At 60.8% G+C, this 19,579-nt stretch carries 10 protein-coding genes and 1 pseudogene; 2 read left to right on the plus strand and 9 right to left on the minus strand.

The window, feature by feature from the left end; translation table 11 throughout:
- Positions 1–143 precede the first annotated feature (143 nt).
- Positions 144–7,216: pseudogene (locus tag CD58_RS03075) on the plus strand (TcdA/TcdB pore-forming domain-containing protein).
- A 129-nt stretch (positions 7,217–7,345) separates the two neighbouring features.
- On the opposite strand, the gene CD58_RS03080 reads toward CD58_RS03075, so the two are convergent.
- Positions 7,346–8,005, minus strand: coding sequence for a hypothetical protein (locus CD58_RS03080; RefSeq protein WP_025211612.1), 660 nt, complete (start codon positions 8,003–8,005; stop codon positions 7,346–7,348).
- A 220-nt stretch (positions 8,006–8,225) separates the two neighbouring features.
- Between CD58_RS03080 and CD58_RS03085 the strand changes: the two genes are divergently transcribed.
- Positions 8,226–9,047, plus strand: a complete 822-nt coding sequence (locus tag CD58_RS03085) for a hypothetical protein (RefSeq protein WP_025211613.1) — start codon at positions 8,226–8,228, stop codon at positions 9,045–9,047.
- A gap of 20 nt (positions 9,048–9,067) precedes the next feature.
- On the opposite strand, the gene CD58_RS03090 is transcribed toward CD58_RS03085, so the two are convergent.
- The 8 genes from CD58_RS03090 to prmA all read right to left on the minus strand — a co-directional run bounded on the left by CD58_RS03090 (position 9,068) and on the right by prmA (position 19,401).
- Positions 9,068–9,664, minus strand: a complete 597-nt coding sequence (locus tag CD58_RS03090) for a MarC family protein (RefSeq protein ID WP_003186248.1) — start codon at positions 9,662–9,664, stop codon at positions 9,068–9,070.
- A 61-nt stretch (positions 9,665–9,725) separates the two neighbouring features.
- Positions 9,726–12,500, minus strand: a complete 2,775-nt coding sequence (locus tag CD58_RS03095) for a hybrid sensor histidine kinase/response regulator (RefSeq protein WP_025211614.1) — start codon at positions 12,498–12,500, stop codon at positions 9,726–9,728.
- 99 nt (positions 12,501–12,599) lie between these two features.
- On the minus strand, positions 12,600–13,895 hold the full coding sequence (purD, locus tag CD58_RS03100) for a phosphoribosylamine--glycine ligase (RefSeq protein WP_025211615.1): 1,296 nt from the start codon (positions 13,893–13,895) through the stop codon (positions 12,600–12,602).
- 158 nt (positions 13,896–14,053) lie between these two features.
- Entirely contained in the window at positions 14,054–15,661 is a 1,608-nt protein-coding gene (gene purH / locus CD58_RS03105; RefSeq protein ID WP_025211616.1) for a bifunctional phosphoribosylaminoimidazolecarboxamide formyltransferase/IMP cyclohydrolase, read from the minus strand.
- 83 nt (positions 15,662–15,744) lie between these two features.
- Complete coding sequence (gene fis, locus CD58_RS03110) at positions 15,745–16,065, minus strand: DNA-binding transcriptional regulator Fis (protein ID WP_025211617.1); 321 nt, start codon at positions 16,063–16,065, stop codon at positions 15,745–15,747.
- Entirely contained in the window at positions 16,062–17,069 is a 1,008-nt protein-coding gene (gene dusB, locus CD58_RS03115) for a tRNA dihydrouridine synthase DusB (RefSeq protein ID WP_025211618.1), read from the minus strand. The genes fis and dusB overlap by 4 nt, the downstream gene beginning before the upstream one ends.
- Positions 17,070–17,253: 184 nt before the next feature.
- Positions 17,254–18,492 carry a DUF3426 domain-containing protein gene (locus CD58_RS03120; protein WP_025211619.1) on the minus strand — a complete coding sequence of 413 codons (1,239 nt, stop codon included), beginning with the start codon at positions 18,490–18,492 and terminating at the stop codon, positions 17,254–17,256.
- 30 nt (positions 18,493–18,522) lie between these two features.
- Positions 18,523–19,401 carry a 50S ribosomal protein L11 methyltransferase gene (gene prmA, locus CD58_RS03125; RefSeq protein ID WP_025211620.1) on the minus strand — a complete coding sequence of 293 codons (879 nt, stop codon included), beginning with the start codon at positions 19,399–19,401 and terminating at the stop codon, positions 18,523–18,525.
- Between the last annotated feature and the right edge of the window lie 178 nt (positions 19,402–19,579).

Below are 19,579 nucleotides of genomic sequence, written 5' to 3' on the forward strand. Positions count from 1 at the left end.
CATTTGAGTGACAGTGGGTTGTTTGGCCAGGCAACCGATTCTGTGGGTTATCCGCGCATGGATGCGTGTCGTTCAACTTGTCGATGCCTGGGCGCCTGAGGGCGATCCTGGCTATTTACATACAATAAATGGAAGTATTGTTTATGAGTGAATCTAAAACTTCATCGACGGACAGTTACGTCGATTTTGTGGGTTTGTTGAGGCTCAAGGATCTTGAACAGGCCTTAATAGCGCACAAGGGTTCTGATGAATATGAGGCGGTGCTCCGGTATTACTTCGGTTGTATTGCCTTGCTCGATTCTCCCCGCATGTTGGAGCCCTTAGGGCTTCTCAAACAAGCCGTGGGCGCTTTGCGGGGAAACAGCAGGCGTCGCCGTACACCTGAGTTGCCGGAGGGCGCCGAGGCTGCGGATCTGGCGCACGCCTATAACAAGATAGAGGGTTTCGAAACGCGTCTACGCAATAGCGTCGAGCAATTGAAAGTGCCCGCCACCGAGGTGCCGAAAAACCTGCATTTTGTTTGGCTGGGGGGCGGTATCGGGCCGATTCAGCGTGATTACATCAATGTCTGGAAACAGGTGTTGGGCCCGGAGGGTTATCGCCTCAGTCTCTGGTATGACAGCGATGCGCTGCTGGCCTATGAAACCAACCGGATCATTGTCGAAGCGGCCAAGGCTGACGCCATGCTCAATGGCGCAGAAAACAGTGTCGATGCCTTCATGTTGGGCGACCGTTATGAAGAACGCGCCATCGTCCTGAAGCAGCAGATGTACGCCCACATCACCGAGGCGGTGAAAAACGGCGGCAGCGCCGATGACGCGAGAATCGATCTGCTGGTCCGGGCTTACGGCCAGGATGAGACGCGGTTGTCGGCCCTGAAGAGCAATAACCGGCTCAGCCTCGAGGCGTTGACCGAGGGGAGCCTGGCACTGCGCGATCTTGCCAGCGGTGAATTGCCACTGCATCTGCAGGATGTCTACGAACGCGAGATCAATCTGCGTGGCATGTTTGCCGGGGGCTCCGATATTGTGCGTGTCGAAGCCTTGTTCGCCGAGGGCGGCAGCTACGCCGATGTCGATGGCCTGCCGCCCTTGGCGCAAAAGCTGGGCGAGGTGGACATCCGGGCGTTCCAGACGGACGCGCGGCTGGGTGTGCTGCAGTTACTGCTGGATCGAAACCCCGAATGGATGCCAGGCCGTCAGCGCAGTAAGTACACGGACTACTTCAGCGAGATTCCAGCCGAGCATCGCGAAGCGCTTGAGCGTTTCGCTAAAAGCGGGCCGGCGTTGAACCGCGTCTTTCGCCCTCCGGTGGAGCGTCTGGCCCGCCCGGACGAATTGCGCGCTGTCGTCGAACAACACTCGTTGAGCAACGCTTTCCTGATGGCCCACCCCGGGGCGGCGATGCTCAAGAGCGTGATCGAGCGTTTGCGACTCAACCATGAAATCGTCGACGCCACAGCGCACCTGGCCGATGAGCAAAACGTCAGCCTGATCGACATCGAGGCCATGAGCGTTCTGGCGCGCCAGGCCGCAACGCAGGTGTTCGGTGCGTTCCATGAGCTGCCGCCGGAAATTGAACTGGCCGCGTCTTTTCTGGTAGAGGCGGCCGCCGCCTACTACAGCGATGGCATCCGCCCCCAGAGCGAAGGCACGATCTATCTCACCGGTCCCGCCGCCATGCGCCAGGGGATGGCGGACTACCAACGCACACATTTCACCCCTCAAATCGCCGAACAGTGGCAGGCGGAGGCGGCGATCACGGCCGTCGCCACGGTCAACCGGGCGACGGAGGAGGAGCTGGATCACTCCTGGAAAGAGAACGCGCGTGACACCGCGCAATGGCTGATCGACGAAAAAAAACGCTGGCAAGAGGGCCTGTTCAAGGCCCGTTATGCGGGTGATATGGCAGAGCTGCTCAAATACCGCACCGTCCAGTTCGATGAAGGCTGGCCAGTGATCGAGGGACGACATGTGTTGTCCACCGAGTTGTTGCAGCATTTGGCCGATGAACTGGGCGAGTCGTTCATGCAGGCGATGAGCCAAAGCCATAACGGGGAGGTGACCTTCGATAAACCCATCCCCCTGAGTTTTGATGAGCGTCAGTCGATCCGCGATCAAAGCGCCTATGCGTTACCGCCCGCATCGTTGAGCGATCCGCAGACGCGGCAACTGTCTATCGCTGAGCTCCTCGATCGCCTCGCCAGCGACCGTTTCGAAGTCGCTCAACTGAGTCCCTTGCAGCGCCTGCTACTGGGAGGCCTGAGTGGTGCGAAGGCGTTGGATAACCGCAGCTTCGACGCGGCCCGCCCGGCGTTGGATAACCTGGTCAACAACCTCGCCACGCGCGGGACCGCTGGCCGTTATGCGGCGATCGAACAAGCGTTGTTCCAGCGTCAGGCGCCGGCCTTCCTGGCCGGGCTCGCCAGCGCCACCGATGCGCCACCGAGGCATGACGAAACCGCCTTGGGCTTGAAGAAAACCGCGTTGGAGCAGCCGTTGACGTTGCGCCAATGGGGCCAGCACGTTGCCCGGATCCGTCAGGTGGCGAAGCTTGAATACCGCGTCCGGATTGTCGAACGCCTCGGTGCTGTCCTGAACGGTTTCGAGGCCGCCACGAACAAACTTGTACCGCAGGATCTACTGCTCCAGGGCGAGGGTGACAGGGTGGGCGGACGTTGCTATCCCCTGGCCCTCGCCATGGCGGCGGCCTTGTCGCAAGGCAAGGTCGCGGTCAACACCTTGCGCGAGCGTTTCTACCTCGCGGTGCTCGAGCCCGGGGCCAGCGATTCGGTGACCTTCCTCAACAGCGTGGAGTCGTTGCGCGATGTACAGCTCGGCGACGTGGGCAGTGCGCTGGCGCGCTCGGACCTGAATGAGGTCGTGGACGTCCTGCAAGCCAGGACTACCACCAGCACGCTGATGCTCAACTCCGATAACCACGCCATGCTGGTGGCCAAGACCATTGAGGGGGAGCGCAGCACCTATCACTTCTACGATCCGAACTTCGGTGTGTTTGAATTCGAGCATCCGACCCAGTTCAGACAGGCGCTGGAACGGTTCTTTCTTCAACAGGACATGGCCAGCCACTACGCGGCGTATGGCGATGCGGCGCGGCCGACTTTCGACCTGATCGAACTGGAAGGTGCACGTGTGTCGAGGCTGGTATTGCCAGGTGCCATTGAGGTTTCGAAACTGCTGCAACCCGACGCCTTGCCCGGGCAGCCGCAACGCCCTATGAGGCAGCGGTTGGCCAGCGCCCGTGGCCAATCGTTGCAGAACAACCCTCGACTGGGCAACTGTCTGCTGGCGCTGGATGGCCATTGGTGGAGCCAGCAGATCGAGCAAGCGACAAGCCGCCTCCGGCAGGAAAACCAGCTGGCGGCTCATCTTGTGCCGCTGTTCGACACGTTGGAGGTCACGCCGGACGGGTCGTACCGGGTGAGCCTGATCGATCCGGTCAATCCTGAGCAACTGGTACGGGTCGTCACGGATGACCATCGGCTCCTGCGTATAAAAAGCTACCTCTCGGAACAGTTTTCGGCATTGGCCAACAAACCCTCCGTGCCAAGCGATCCCACCGAGGTAGGGAGTGTCCACACGCTGAACGCCGGTTTCGCCATACAAGCGCTGATGAACGCGTTGCGCGGACAGGAAGGATCGAGTCGGCCCCTGACCCTGGCGGTCCGCTTGCACGCCTATGTCAACTACGCGCAGTTGGTGCATGGCGTCGTGGCGGATATCGCGGGCCTGGTCGGCCTGGTTCGGCAGGCACTGGCCGAAGAGAAACTGATTGCCCGCACCGTCGCGCCAGTGGTCAAGGCGGCAGTGGGCTCCAGCGTGAGCGAAGCGACCGGGGGATTGTTGCAGTTGGCCAATGTCGGGTTCGACATCTACCAATTGTCGACGGCCCACAACGATGTCGAACGCGCTCAGTTCGGCACCCAATTGGCTTTCGACTCCGCCAGCCTGGTGTTGTCGGTGAGCTCCTACGCGGTTGGCGCCACGACTGCCGGCGCAATGCTGGGCGGCGCCGCTTTGATCCTGGGTGGATTGGCGGTGGGGGTGGCGGCCCTGGCCCAGGGTTTCGCCACTATTGCCGAAGAAGCCAAAGAGGTCGGGTTGTTATTCGATGAAATCGCCATGGCTCATCTGCAGGCGTACCGGTGTGATGCCAGGCAGGGTGCATGGCTACCGCGTTCCTCGTTGATCGTCCAGGCGCTGGATCTGACTCGGGGCGCATTGATGCTGGGCAGCCCCAAGCTCTATCCGCAACGCGATCATTTTGGGGTGCCAACGATAGAGCTCGATTACGATCGGGCCATTAACATTCGTCGAGATCTAGGTCTGCCGGGCCAAGTTGCATTCAAGCCACCTGCCGGCCAAGTCATCGTACTGCCCTGCACACCGCAAACCTGTTACCGCTACGAGTACATTGCCCTGCCATTCGCGACATCGCGTCATGACACCGGGTTCGACACGGCACGGCGCCTGGAGAAAAGAAAAGCGGACGGCAGCTGGCAATTTCAGTTTTCCTTTTATTCTTTTCCCAGTGAATACATCGTCCGTCGCATGGTGCCCGATTATCGGCCAACGGTGATCGACGTGTTGCTCGACAGTGCTGACCGTTCACTGGTGGTGCCTCTTATTCCGCCGATTTGGCACAACATGATCGCTTATAAAATCCAGGGGGCCGGTAAACGATGCGCATTGGTCGTTCATCCCGGCGTGAAACTGAGCCTGGAGTCGACGAGCCTGCAGGTGTCTACTTGGTTTATGGATGCCTCTTGGGCCTCGGAGAAAGAGATAAGGATTGAGAGTCACGATAAGTTCTTCATCGACGACGTTCAGGTAACGATCGTTGGAGGGTGGCGCCACGAAATTTCACTCCGGCTTGCCGACAATCAAGTATTCAAGGTTGATGTGGCCAACCGCACGCTCGTGCTTTTGGAACTGGACGCACCGCCCGACATGGATCAGCAAACGTTGCAGGATCATTTCAAGGCCCTGGCTCGAGACCACCGTCTAGCGATGGCGTACACCCCGATTCGCCACCACCTCATTCCATTTGAGGACCCGGGCGAGCCTCGCCGGACCACTGCCTGGTATGACGCGAAGGAGGACCGTTTCCTCTATATTCGCGATGATCTGCCAGGTGCCGATGAGACGATACTGGCGGCGGTAGTGGGCAGTGCCTGCTATTTCTACAATCCGCAGGACCTGATCATCTGGCAAGCCGATGCGGTCACCGGGTTGTTGAGCCATCGTTATTGGTTGCGCAGCACCAGCAACCTGACAACCACCATCAAGAGCATCGAGGCGGACGCGCAGGGGGTGATTCATGTCGTCCAGCAAATCACTCGCGAGGATCAGACCGTCGATGTGCTGGTGTATGTGATCCATGATGGGCAACTGCTGCTCGGTTCGATCACGCGAGAGCTGGATCTGGCCCTGGAGCCGGTCTTGAGTGCCAGTGAGACACTGGCCGACTGGCCGACTGGTCGCAGGTGCTGGGCGACAGTCCACCCCTGACGCCGAATACCCACCCGCAGGACACTTTTTTCACCGTCAATTGGCAGCCGGCACCCTTCGTTTCGATCTGTTGGAAGTTCGACGCACAGTGGCGGGACATGGCCTGGGTGCGCCGCAGCGACCGCTTGATCATTCGTCCCACGCCGAGACGAAACCAGCCACGTGGATGGCCCGATTCAATCAAGAACATGACGGATCTGACGCTGCTCGCACCGCCGGACGACAGCGATGTGTTTGTCATCTACGACAGGCTCAAACAGGAACTGTGCAGCAGGCGGCGTACTTTGGTGGAGGGCAAGGGGCATTGGGCCAACCGGTGGGCGCGTGCCCCTAGCCTGGAAAATGTCATCGCCGTTGACGGTGGCTACGTGGCGCTGACCTCGGGAGGCACGTTCTACAACCTGAGTGGCCAAGGCGACCTGGCGCTGGGCGGCGTGAGGGAGCAGTGGTTCAAGGACCGGGCACAGTGGTGGTCCGAACTGGACGCGTTGGCCCAGCGGCACGGGAGCAAAAGTCTTGCCCTTATCGGTTTGAGCAACTTCAGCGGTAACGAGCGGTTGTGCGCCTGGTACGTTGGCAATCGGTTGCTGCTGGCTGACCTGGGTAGCACAACGGAGCTGCGGCTGCTGGGCGCAACCCCGGATGGCGAGGCCGCCTGGTTGCTCGATGTGGCGAGCGGCGAAGTCTATCGCCAGGCCTTTATCGATCCGCAGAAACTGGACGCTGCCTTTGGCCAGGGTTCGCAACTGTTGGAGGCTGACGTGCTGCCCCACCCGCAGCGTGAATGGTCGCCCTGGCAGTTTGTCGAGCTGACGGCCGATGGGGTGGGGCTGCGTGGCGTGACATACGAAGGTGTGGTGGTTGCGCTGCGGGATCAGGAGCCGGCGTTGATTACCGGTGTCACTCAGGAATGGGTCGTCATGCAAGGGGGCCGGGAGATCGAGGGGCTCAGGCAATTGGCGAGCCAGCCGTTTCACAGCCCGCTCTTGTCGGTGGAGGAACCCGGTAGCCTGACGTGGTTCGTGGCCGAGAGCGCGCGTGTGATCCGGGTGCCCAAGGCCGCCATTCCGGAGTCTTTCGAAGTCTTGGGAACCCAGCAGCAGACTAATATCCTGTTGCATGAAAGCCAGAATGGAAAGCTGCTGACCTTGCCCAGCATGGGCCATGGTGGGCCGCTCAGCTATGTCCAGCGTGAAGGCGAGGTAATGGTCGTCGAGGGCCATGAAGCGAAGATCGATGATCTCCTGCCGCTGATGCCTGACGACGTCAAGATCCTGATCCTGCGCATGGGCCAAGGCGCGGTGAGTTACCGGCTGTCAAAAGCGGCCTGGTTGAGGATCAAGTCGGTGGTCCTCGATTGCCGACATCCGCTGGGCAGTGTGGTGACTGTCCCCGGCAAGTTGATCTGGGAGCTGGAAGAGCCGGATCAGTTGCTGCTGAGCAAGGTTCATGAGCACCTGGTGATCATCGATCCGGACAGCGGTCACAGCGTGATTTTTCGTGAGGTGTATGCGGCCGATGTCAATTTGCGAGGCGACGTGTTGCTCAGTTTCGGTGGGCATCGACACTATGCCGTTTCCACACTGGTGCAGCGCCTGGACGCTTTGCAGGACGCCCAGAACGGCGTCACGCTGGAAGCGTTGTCGAATGAAACGTCTACGGAGGAGACCAATGCGGTGGGTTGAACCAAGGCCGTCGTCCACGATTAGGCGTTAAGTAAAAAAAGGTTGCCGGTGTTATCACGGGCAACCCTTTTTTATTGAAACGTGTCATCCCGCAAAAGAGGTTGCGCTGTCACGCCAGGCTTTGAAGTGTCAATAATTCACGAGGCGCGTCTTTCTTAAGACAAAGCGTCCCATCAAGTGCTCATTTAATAATTGGTTGATCAGCGTTCTTCTGCTGTCGAGTTTGCTTCTGTCCAGCTTCAGGAAAGCGCTGCGTTGGATAATCCTGGCTGAACGCCTTTCCCAGTTCCAGAACAGAAAGTTGCGTTGTTTTATTTCGACACTCAGTTCGAGTTTGAACAGGGCGATATGAAGGTTGCCTTGTGAGTCGTAGCGAGCCGGGACAATTTGGAAGGTTTCGCCTTCCTGGGATTCGCTGGCAAAGGACAGGATGGCCGGGTGATCGGTTTTTAGCGTGTCGAGGGTATCGATCATCGCGTTGGCCTGCCGCGCATCCTTCATGGCGTGGGCGCTCTCCACCAGGAAATCGGCCACGGAGCCTGTGAGCAGATGTTGTGTGCGCGTATGGATGGAGTCGTCATACAGCGACCAGCCGAGGAAATTCAAGGTGCGGGCATACTCTTCGAACCAGCCCTTGGGGTTTGCATAACGGTGATGGGCGAGATCGGCCGAGCGGGTGGCGATGTTGTTGCAGTCGGCGATGTCATTGTGGTCTTGCAGGGACAGTGTCCCGATATAGGAAAACAGATTGGGGCCGCTGACCAGTCCGGTTAATAGTTCATTGCTCACGAGTGTTCTCCGTTAAAGTTAGTGGGGTTATTTGGCTCTTGGGAGATGCAATGATGAACGTTGGTTTTAAGTGGGTGGGTGGTTAATTTAAGTCTGAATATTTTAAGGCGGGGTGGAGTTACATATGCTGCAATCAGTCTGGGTTGTTATTCTTGGGCGGAATAAACTAGATTGAAGTGGGTCCGCAGGAGCGGGCTTATATATAACCAAGGAAGTTTATATGGAACAGTTCGAAAGTGTAGTCAGTGTGGCGCAAAGTGTTGAGTTGCTCAGTGCGCGTATCAACAGGCGCAAGGCGTTGGCCACTGCGGGTCGACGTGTACGCAGGTCAGTCGTGCAGGTGCATGACAATCCTAACAAGGACCTGGATGCGCTCATGTTGGGGGATGCGCTCGTGGGCTATGGCAACAACATGTCGCTCAACAACATGGCGATCATGGAAAACCTGATGACCATGGCGATCATGGAAGCCAACTATGAGGTGCCCGGCGGCAAAAATACCCGGGCGTGGTACGACGCCTTTATCCAATGCCTGCGAGACCTCGGATGCTTCATCGCCGAGGACGGCTATACCCGTTATTCCGAGAGTTCCCGGCGTGTAGACATGGATTTCGTGATCAGCGATATCGTCAAGGGGATCATCGATGGCGTTAAGGCCGGCGTTCCGGGAGCGGCGGTGCTCGGTGCCGTGGTGAACACCACGATTGATGGTTTGAAGCGGGATGAGGAAACCATGCGTCTGTTCAATAGCCAGGTCAAGGTGGCCGAAGGCGCGCGTTTATCGGTCATTCCCTGCGAACAGATGTCCGACGGTACCCTGGTCGCATCGTCCGCCTCGATAAGACAGTCCGGGACTTCGAGTAACGGTGGGGTTCTGTTCGTGAACTGGCAATCCTCAGCGCGAGATATTTTCCGCGGTAAATCGTTCGTGACCTTCAACCCTGCCCGCTATGAAGCGTTCAGGCTAGACATCGAAGAGTATCTGGGCGAACACCGCAGGGAGGTACTGAGTAAAAGATTCAGCCGTCGCAAGCGTGCCTGAGTTTCCAGGCACTGTGATGGCTATGGCACCAGATACCCTTTCACGCCGGTAAAGATGATCTGCGCCGCCAGCGCACAGACAAACAGGCCCATCAGCCGGCTGACGATCTGCAAGCCCTGGTCACCCAGGATCCGCTCGATGCGACTGGACAGGTAAAGCACGACACCGACGGTGAAGCTGGCCAGGGCGATGCTGATGATGGCCATGAGTTTGTCGTCCCAGTGCGGCTGGCTCACGCCCATCACCAGCAGGGCGCCGATGGTGCCGGGGCCGACGGTCAAGGGAATGGTCAGCGGGACGATGGTCACGTCCTGCTGGACGTTGTCGGTCTGTACGGCCGACTTGCCTTGGGCCATGCCCAGCGCCGAAATGAACAGCACGCTGCCGGCACCGATACGGAACGCATCCACGGTGATGCCGAACACGCTGAAAATCACCCGCCCGAACAAGTACAGCAATACGCTGGACACCAGCGTCGCGGTCGCGACCTTCCAGGCCAGGCGTCGCTGTTCCTTGCGCGAGTAGCCGCGAGTCAGGCCGATAAAACACGACAACACGAAGAAGGGGCTGTAGAGCACCAGCATCTTCAGGTAAACACTGAACAGCACATGGAGCATGGTCGAAGCTCAAGGCGAAGGAGACGACGGGAGTCTATCAGGCGTTTTGCCGTCTGTCGGCTCAGGACGTTTGCACCGTACGGTTCTGCTGGTCACGCTGGGCCACCCAGTGCTCGATCAGCTCGCGCAGTTGCGACAGCTCAACCGGCTTGGCCATGTGTCCGTCCATTCCGGCCTGGCGGGCGCGCTCCTTGTGTTCGGCCAGGATGTGCGCCGTGAGCGCGACCACCGGAGTGCGAGTCCGCTGGTTACCGACTTCCCAGGCGCGCAGTTGCTGGGTGGCGGAGAACCCGTCGAGGATCGGCATTTCGCAGTCCATCAAGACCAGGTCGTAGCGCTGCTCCTTCATGGCCTTGAGGGCTTCTTCGCCATTGCTGGCGGTGTCGGGCTGCAGGTTGAGCTTGCCGAGCATGCCCCGGATGACCTTGGTGGAAATGCTGTTGTCCTCGGCCACCAGGATGCGGAAATCGCTGGGCACTTTCACCGGCGTGATCGGGCCCGCATTCACCGGTACGTTCGGCGCCTGGCCTTTGTTGCGCTGGTTCAGTTCGTCCGCCAGGGTGGTCTTGAGGGTATAACCGGCCACCGGTTTAGCGAGGATGCGCTTGACCCCGCTGTTGCGCGCGACGATCTTGCTTGGCGCGTTGCTGATGCCGGTGAGCATGATCAACAGGATGTCGTGGTTCAGGCTCGGGTCTTCCTTGATCTTGGCCGCCAATTGCATGCCGGTCATGCCAGGCATGTTCTGGTCCAGCAGTACCACGTCGAAATAGTCCCGCAGGTGCGCCTTGGTACGCAGCAGCGCCAGGGCTTCCTTGCCCGACGGCACCGCGCTGACATTCAAGCCCCAGGCACTGCACTGTTGCACCAGCACCTTGCGACAGGTGTCGTTGTCGTCGACGATCAACACCCGTGCCCCTTGCAGCGGGGCATCGAGGTCGGAAGTCGGATGTTCGAGGCGATCCGGGTCCAGCGGCAAGGTCAGCCACAGGGTGCTGCCCTGGCTGCTGCCGCTTTTTATGCCGAACTCCCCGTGCATCAGGATGATCAGCTGGCGGGCGATGACCAGGCCCAGGTTGCCGCCCAGGCGCGTGGCCGAGAGGAAATTCTTGCTGTGCAATTCGGCATGCATCAGCGTGTCGCGTTCTTCGGCGTCCATCGGTGAGCCGCTGTCCTGCACTGCGATGCGCAGGCGAGGCTGATTGCTGCGCTCGTCGAGAGCCACGACGATCAACACCTCGCCCTCGTCGGTCTTTTTCAAGGCGTTTTCCAGCAGGCTCAGCAGCGCCTGGCGCAGCCGCGTCGGATCGCCGCTGATCACCCGCGGCACCTGGGGCTGGATGAAGCTGATCAGCTCGACATTTTGCTGCTCGGCCTTGGCGCGGAAGATGCTCAGGCAATCCTCGATCAAGGCGTTGAGGTCGAACTGCACATCGTCCAGTTCGATCTGCCCGGATTCGAGCCGGGAAATGTCGAGTATCTCGTTGATCAGGGTCAGCAGTTCATTGCCGGCGCTGTGGATCGTCTGCACGTAGTCGCGCTGCTTGACCGACAGGGGGGTACCCAACAGCAGTTCGGTCATGCCCAGTACGCCGTTCATCGGAGTACGGATCTCGTGGCTGATCTTGGCCAGGAACTCGGCCTTGGCATTGATCTCGGCATTGCTCGCCGCCAGGTCGCGGCTGATGCTGAAACGGCTTTCATTGATCGAGCGCTGGCGCTCGCCCAGGGCGACACTCATCAACAGGCCGCTGATGCAGATGAAGACCAGAAGCGTCACGATCAAACCTTGCGGAGGGACCTCCGTGAGCCCTTGCAGCGCCGGAAGGATGATCAACGTGCCCAGGTTGAAGACCACCATGGCCGCGACAAACAGCCGTGCCGGGCGGTAGCCCTTTTGCCAGTGCCAGGCGCTGACGAAGAGCATGCTCAGGCCGGCCAGGGCCACGAGGGCATAGGTCATGATATTGAGCGGCAGTGTGTTGACGAACAACAGCAACAGGCTGCACAGCATGACGACCACAATGTCCCCCAGCAGCAGCCGATTCAGCGGATGCGGCCCCAGGGGGGCGAAAAAGCGATAGGCGAACATCAAGCCACAGGGCGCGGTCAGCAGCAGGGCGAGGTAGGCCCCCGGCGTCTGGATCGTGGGCCAGTCGGGCAGCCAGGGGCCTGCCAGGTTCAGCAACAGCACCAGGCTCAGCATCAGCAGCCCTTCGCAGGCCGCCAGCCATAGGCAACTGCGTGAGCGGGTATAGGCGTAGCGGGTGAGGTTGTGCAGGATCAGCATGGCGATGCAGCCGAACAGCAACCCATAGATCAGTGTCTGGTTCTGATTGGCCGCCGCCAACACCGCCGGTTGCAGGGTGACGTAGGGGCGCAGTTCGTGTCGGGATGCCAATCGCAGGTAGACGTCCAGCGGTTTATCGCTGCGGGGCAGCGCCAGCATGAAATCGCTGGTGGGCAGGGGCAGTTCGGTACGCGGAAGGGTATCGCCGCTGACTTGTTGGTCAACCAGGGCATCGCCGTCCAGCACATAGAGATTCAGGCGGGACAGGTCGGGCGCGAAGATGCGCAGTATTTGTTCATGTTTGTCGGGGGCCAGGCGGAAACGCAGCCACAGGGCCCCGCCGGGTTCGGCCGCCTTGAGGCGGTCCAGGTCGATGGGGCTGAATTGATTGGTGTAGCGGGCAGAGCGGATGTCGCTCAGCTTCAGGTCGCCCTGTTCATCGAGCAATATCGCCCAGCCACTGCCTGGCGCGGCCTGTGCCGGGAGCATGCAGAGCAGCGTCAGCAGGGTGACGGTAAAGCCTATGGCAATCCTGAGCCAGCGCACGGCGAAATCCCTTCGTAGGTTGATGCCAGATTATAACTATGCGCGGCGCCCGAGTAGACAGGCAAGGGCCACCGACCCTTGCCTGGCTGAATGACCGGGTTATTCCAGATTTTCGCCGCGCTCGCGGGCAATGGCGCGGTAGCCAATGTCCTTGCGGTAGAAACAGCCTTCCCAATCAAGCTCGGCGGCAAGCTTGTAGGCTTGCTGCTGGGCGGCGTCGACACTGGCGCCCATGGCGGTGGCGCACAGCACGCGACCGCCGGCGGTCACCACTTGGCCATCCTTCAAGACGGTGCCTGCGTGGAAAACCTTGCCTTCCAGTCGGGCCGCGGCGTCCAGGCCCTGAATAACGCTACCTTTGGCGTAGTCGCCCGGGTAACCGCCTGCCGCCAATACCACGCCGACGCTTGGACGCGGATCCCATTGGGCTTCGACTTTGTCCAGCGCCTGGGCCAGGGCGGCTTCAACCAGCAGCACCAGGCTCGATTGCAGGCGCAGCATCACCGGCTGGGTCTCAGGATCGCCGAAACGGCAGTTGAATTCGATGACTTTTGGGTTACCAGCCTTGTCGATCATCAAGCCGGCGTACAGGAAGCCAGTGTAGACGTTGCCTTCTTCGGCCATGCCGCGCACGGTCGGCCAGATCACCTGGTCCATGACCCGCTGATGCACTTGGGCGGTGACCACCGGGGCCGGGGAATAGGCACCCATGCCGCCGGTGTTCGGGCCGCTGTCGCCGTCGCCGACACGTTTGTGGTCTTGGCTGGTGGCCATCGGCAAGACGTTCTTGCCATCGACCATGACAATGAAACTGGCTTCCTCGCCGTCGAGAAACTCTTCGATCACCACCCGGGAACCGGCGTCACCGAAGGCATTGCCGGCCAGCATGTCGCGCACGGCCTCTTCGGCCTCGGCCAGGGTCATGGCGACGATCACGCCTTTACCGGCGGCCAGGCCGTCGGCCTTGATCACGATCGGCGCGCCTTTCTCCCGCAGATAAGCCAGGGCGGGTTCGATTTCGGTGAAGTTCTGGTAATCGGCGGTCGGGATCTTGTGACGCGCCAGGAAATCCTTGGTGAACGCTTTCGAGCCTTCCAGCTGCGCGGCGCCGGCGGTCGGGCCGAAGCAGTCCAGGCCACGGGCGCGGAACAGGTCTACCACGCCGGCGACCAGCGGTACTTCCGGGCCGACGATGGTCAGTGCGACGTTCTTCTCGGCGAAATCAGCCAGTTGCTCCAGGGCCAGCACGTCGATGGCGACGTTTTCGCACTTGGCTTCGATGGCCGTGCCGGCATTGCCCGGCGCCACGAAAACCTTCTGCACGCGGGGATCCTGAGCCACTTTCCAGGCCAGGGCGTGTTCACGGCCACCGCTGCCAATGATCAAAACATTCATTTCAAAAACCTCGGATGACGCTAATTCTGTGGAGCACCGCAGAGATGCTTTTCTGTGGGAGCGGGCTTGCTCGCGAAAGCGGTGTGTCAGTCAACATCAACGTCACTGACAGATTGCATTCGCGAGCAAGCCCGCTCCCACATTTCGATCAGGGTGTATCAGTGACGGAAGTGGCGCATGCCAGTAAATACCATGGCGATGCCGGCTTCATCTGCCGCAGCGATCACTTCAGCGTCACGCATCGAGCCACCCGGCTGGATCACCGCGGTGATACCGACCTTGGCCGCGTTGTCGATGCCGTCGCGGAACGGGAAGAACGCGTCGGAGGCCATGACCGCGCCTTGTACCTGCAAGCCGGCGTGTTCAGCCTTAATCGCGGCGATACGGGCCGAGTTCACGCGGCTCATCTGGCCGGCACCGACGCCGATGGTCTGGCGGTTCTTGGCGTAGACGATGGCGTTGGACTTGACGTACTTGGCGACTTTCCAGGCGAAGATCAGGTCGTGGATTTCCTGCTCGCTCGGCGCGCGCTTAGTCACCACCTTGAGGTCTTCGCTGCCAATCATGCCGATGTCACGGCTCTGGACCAGCAGGCCGCCATTGACGCGCTTGTAGTCCCAGGCCGGCGCACGGTCGGCCGACCATTGGCCGCAGGCCAGCAGGCGCACGTTGGCTTTGGCGGCAACGATGGCGCGGGCTTCTTCGCTGACCGAAGGGGCGATGATCACTTCGACGAACTGACGCTCGACGATGGCCTTGGCGGTTTCGGCGTCCAGTTCACGGTTGAAGGCGATGATGCCGCCGAAAGCCGACTCGGTGTCGGTGGCGTAGGCCAGCTCGTAGGCCTGCCGGATGCCGCCCTCGGCGTCCGGGCTCACGGCCACGCCGCACGGGTTGGCGTGCTTGACGATCACGCAGGCTGGCTTGACGAAGCTCTTCACGCATTCCAGCGCGGCGTCGGTGTCGGCCACATTGTTGAACGACAGTTCCTTGCCTTGCAGCTGGGTCGCGGTGGCAATGCCGACTTCGGCAGGCTTGGCTTCCACGTAGAACGCCGCGCTCTGGTGCGGGTTCTCGCCGTAGCGCATTTCCTGGGCCTTGACGAACTGGGTGTTGAAGGTCCGCGGGAATTCGCTGCGGCCTTCGGTCGACAGAGTTTCAGCCGCCTGGTTCACGGTGCCCATGTAGTTGGCGATCATGCCGTCGTAGGCGGCGGTGTGTTCGAAGGCCTTGAGCATCAGGTCGAAACGCTGGGCGTAGGTCAGGCCGCCGGCCTTGAGGTTGTCCAGCACGCTGGCGTAGTCGCTGGCGTTGACCACGATGGCCACGTCTTTATGGTTCTTGGCCGCCGAGCGGACCATGGTCGGGCCACCGATGTCGATGTTCTCGATGGCGGTCGGCAGGTCGCAGCCAGGCTTGTTGATGGTGGCTTCGAACGGGTAGAGGTTGACGGCCACCAGGTCAATCGGCTTGATGCCGTGTTCGTTCATGATGGCGTCGTCGATGCCGCGACGGCCCAGGATGCCACCGTGGATCTTCGGGTGCAGGGTCTTGACTCGACCGTCCATCATTTCCGCAAAACCGGTGTAGTCCGCGACTTCCACTGCGGCGACGCCGTTGTCCTGCAGCAACTTGAAGGTCCCGCCGGTGGAGAGAATCTCGACGCCCAGCTGTTGCAGCTCGCGGGCGAATTCGAGGATCCCGGTCTTGTCGGAGACGCTGATCAAGGCGCGGCGGATCGGCAGGCGGGTGGTCTGGTCGGTCATTTCAATTTCCATCAAAAGCAAGGGAAGTCAGCAAAAAAGGCGACCGTTTTTTACGCGGGCGCCTTTCTGGTTTGATTGAATGCTTACAGCAGATCGTACTGCTTGAGTTTCTTGCGCAGAGTGCCGCGGTTCAGGCCCAGCAGCTCACTGGCCTTGGTCTGGTTGCCCTTGACGTAGTTCATCACGCTTTCGAGCAGCGGTGCCTCGACTTCGGAAAGCACCAGGTTGTACACATCCGTGACGGCAGCGCCCTCAAGGTGGGCGAAATAATTGTGCAGCGCCTTCTCGACACTCCCGCGAAGGGTCTGACCTTCTTCGCTGGGCGTGTTGAGGTGCTGTTTCAAATTCACGTTGTCGCTCACGGGTGTTATTCCACTCACTAAAGTCTCGGTCATCATCGTCATGCGGCCACCCCTTCGTCCCCTGTCAGGCTCTTGTAACGCTCAGCGAAGAACGCCTGAACGTCGGCGCATTGTGCTTGCGTACCATCCAAACGATTGAAACGGGCGCGAAACTCCCTGGCGCCCGGCAGGGTTGCGAGATACCAGCCCACATGCTTGCGAGCGATGCGTACACCCATGACTTCTCCGTAGAAGGCATGCAGCGCGGCCAGATGCTCTAGCAGAATACGTTCCACCTCGGACAGCTGCGGCGCAGCGAGCTTTTCGCCCGTGCGCAGAAAGTGTTCGATCTCACGAAAAATCCATGGCCGCCCCTGGGCAGCCCGGCCGATCAACAGTCCGTCGGCACCGGTCGCGTCCAGCACGTACCGGGCCTTCTCGGGTGAATCGACGTCGCCGTTGGCAAAGACCGGAATCGACACCGCCTGCTTGATCGCGGCGATGGTGTCGTACTCCGCTTCACCGGTATACAGGTCGGCACGGGTGCGGCCGTGGACCGCCAGCGCCGTGATCCCTGACTGTTCGGCGATCTTCGCCACCGTCAGGCCGTTCTTGTTCTCCCGGTCCCACCCGGTGCGGATCTTCAGGGTCACCGGCACATCGACTGCGGCGACAACCGCCCGCAGGATCTCGGTAACCAGGGCTTCATCTTTCAACAGTGCCGAGCCTGCGGCCTTGTTGCAGACCTTCTTCGCCGGGCAACCCATGTTGATGTCGATGATCTGCGCGCCCAACGCCACATTGGCCCGGGCCGCCTCCGCCAGCATCTGTGCGTCGCCACCGGCGATCTGTACCGAGCGGGGCTCAGGATCGCCTTCGTGGATCATGCGCAGACGCGATTTGCGGGTGTTCCACAAACTCATGTCGCTGGTGACCATTTCCGAAACCACTAAACCTGCGCCCAGTCGCTTGCACAGCTGACGAAAGGGCTGATCGGTGACGCCCGCCATAGGGGCGAGAACCAGGCCGTTCTGCAATGTATATGGGCCGATGCGTACCGCCGACATAGGACTTCCCTGAAGTGGGGCCGGATCATGAGACTTCGAAAAAGGGTTGGCATGATACCCGCTCTCGATGACTGGATAAAGGTCGAATTGGATAAAATCTGAACAGCTATTTTGTTATCGCCAGCGGTTTGGTCTGGGTGGGCTGAGTCAGAAAGCTGTCGTCAATCGACCGGCCCTGGCGGCTTCACTCGGGCGAATGGAAGCTCAGGCTGTAGTTCACCGCTTTAGGGCCAGGGTCGAGGATGTCCAGCGCGATGTGGATCGGGGTCTGCGGCGGCATTTCGCCGCGGCCTTCGAGATCGCCGCCCAGGTATTCCCCGGGCTTGAAGCGGCGACTGGCGATCAAGTGCCCGTTGAGGTCGGCGAAACGCAGTTCCAGCAGGGGAAAAGGCTGGGAGAAGGGCGCACGGTTGTAGATGATCGCGTCCACCACCAGGGCGCCGCTGAACTCCGGATGGCTGCGCACCACCAGGTTGCTGCTCTTGATCTTGGCGATGTCGACCTTGGACGGCACGTCGCAACCGATGGTCGGGCAGATTTGCAGGAACCAGGGACGGTATTGGTCCTGGCGGGCCAATTCCTCGAAATGGTAGGCAATGTACTGGCCGCCCAGGGCTGCGGCGGCGAGCAGGACCAACAGGCTCCACAGCAAGCGGCGGCCCCAGGGCGAACGGCGTTTGCGCCAGTCCAGTTGCAGGGGATCGTCGTCCAGGTCATGCAGGGCCTCGGCGCGCAGGCCGGGCTCATGGCGTTCGCGCGACTTGCGCAGCGGTGCCGATTGCACGGGCTCGTCGTCGTGGTCGTCGTGGTCGTCGGTGGCCGACAGGCGCTCAAGGTGTTCGTGGGGCTCGTCGTCCGGTTCCAGGCGGAGCAGGGTAACAGGCTCGTCCTCCGGCTCCAGCGGTTCAAGCGCCAGGGACAAGGATGGCTCGGTGCGCGGTGGCCGGGCGGGCTCATGGGGCTCGAATGGCTCCGCGGGGGGCTGGATGAGCGCTTCGGCGCGCTCGGCAGGAGATTCGCTGTACAGGCTATCGGACCAGGGCTCCTGCTCGTTCGAGAGGTGGTCGCGTTGCGCGCTCAGGTTGTCTTCATGGCGTCGGCCGAAGGTATCCGGTGCCCGCTTGTCGCGCCGTTCCAGGCGCGCCAGTTCCTTGTCCAGATCATCGAGGTCCAGCTCGGCGGCGGTCCATTGTTTCTGGCTGATCGCCCGGGGCGGTGCTTCGGCGGCAGGGCTCTTGATCGGCGGCGCCAGGGGCGTGACGGTTTCCTTGGCCGCACGTTGTTCCAGCAACTGCCGCGCGGCATTGAACACTTGCAGGCACGAGCCGCAACGAACCACCCCGCGGGCCACGCTCAATTGAGTATGGCTGACGCGAAAGCTGGTTTGGCAATGCGGGCACTGGGTGACGAAGCTGTCAGTCATGCGGCAATCCGGTCGATACAGGCGGCCATTCTAGCGCCGACGTCCGGTGATGCGCACCCAGCCATCGCGATTGGCGATTGGGTCGAGGTCAAAGTCCGCGGCATAAGCGGCGGCGACTTCTTCGCCCTGCTCGGCGAGGATGCCCGACAGCGCCAGGCGCCCGCCCGGCTTGACCAGGCTCGACAGTTGCGGGGCCAGGGACACCAGCGGGCCGGCGAGGATATTGGCCACGAGCACGTCGGCTTGGACCTGTGGCAAGTCTTGCGGCAGGTACAGCGGGAACAGTGCTTCGGCGATGTTGTTGCGCCCGGCGTTATCACGGGACGCTTCCAGGGCCTGGACGTCGATGTCGGTGCCGACCGCTTCCTTGGCGCCCAGCAGGAGCGCGGCGATGGCCAGGATCCCCGAGCCGCAGCCGAAATCGAGTACATCGCAGCCCTTGAGGTCCTGGCCGTCGAGCCATTCCAGGCAGAGGGCGGTGGTCGGGTGGGTGCCGGTGCCAAACGCCAGGCCCGGGTCCAGCAGCAGGTTCACGGCCTCAGGTTCGGGTGCGGCGTGCCAGCTCGGTACGATCCACAGGCGCTGGCCGAAGCGCATCGGCTGGAAGTTGTCCATCCAGCTGCGTTCCCAGTCCTGGTCTTCGATCACTTCGCTGTGATGCTCGGGCAACGGGCTACCGGTCAGCAGCTCGAGATGGGCCAGCACGCTGGCTGCCTCGGTGCCGCCTTCGAACAGGGCCAGCAGGTGGGTGTGGGACCACAGCGGTGTGGTATTGAGTTCCGGCTCGAAGATCGGCTGGTCTTCGGCGTCCATGAAGGTCACCGATACAGCGCCGACTTCAAGAAACGCGTCTTCGTAGGTTTCGGCTTGTTCCGGGCTGATGGCCAGACGTACTTGCAGCCAAGGCATGGCGGGCACCTTTGGAAAAATCTACAGGGGGCAGCGCAGGGCTGCAAAGGCGCGCAGTGTACGCCAGGTCGTCGTCAAAGTGGATAAGCGAGTCTTGCGCCGCCCTGTTGGTGTTTCGATATATATATGTATGACATGCGGGTGCTGGCGGGCGGATAAGGTGCGGGTCCACACAACA

Origin of the sequence: Pseudomonas brassicacearum, assembly GCF_000585995.1 — a bacterium.
GTDB lineage: Bacteria > Pseudomonadota > Gammaproteobacteria > Pseudomonadales > Pseudomonadaceae > Aquipseudomonas > Aquipseudomonas brassicacearum_A.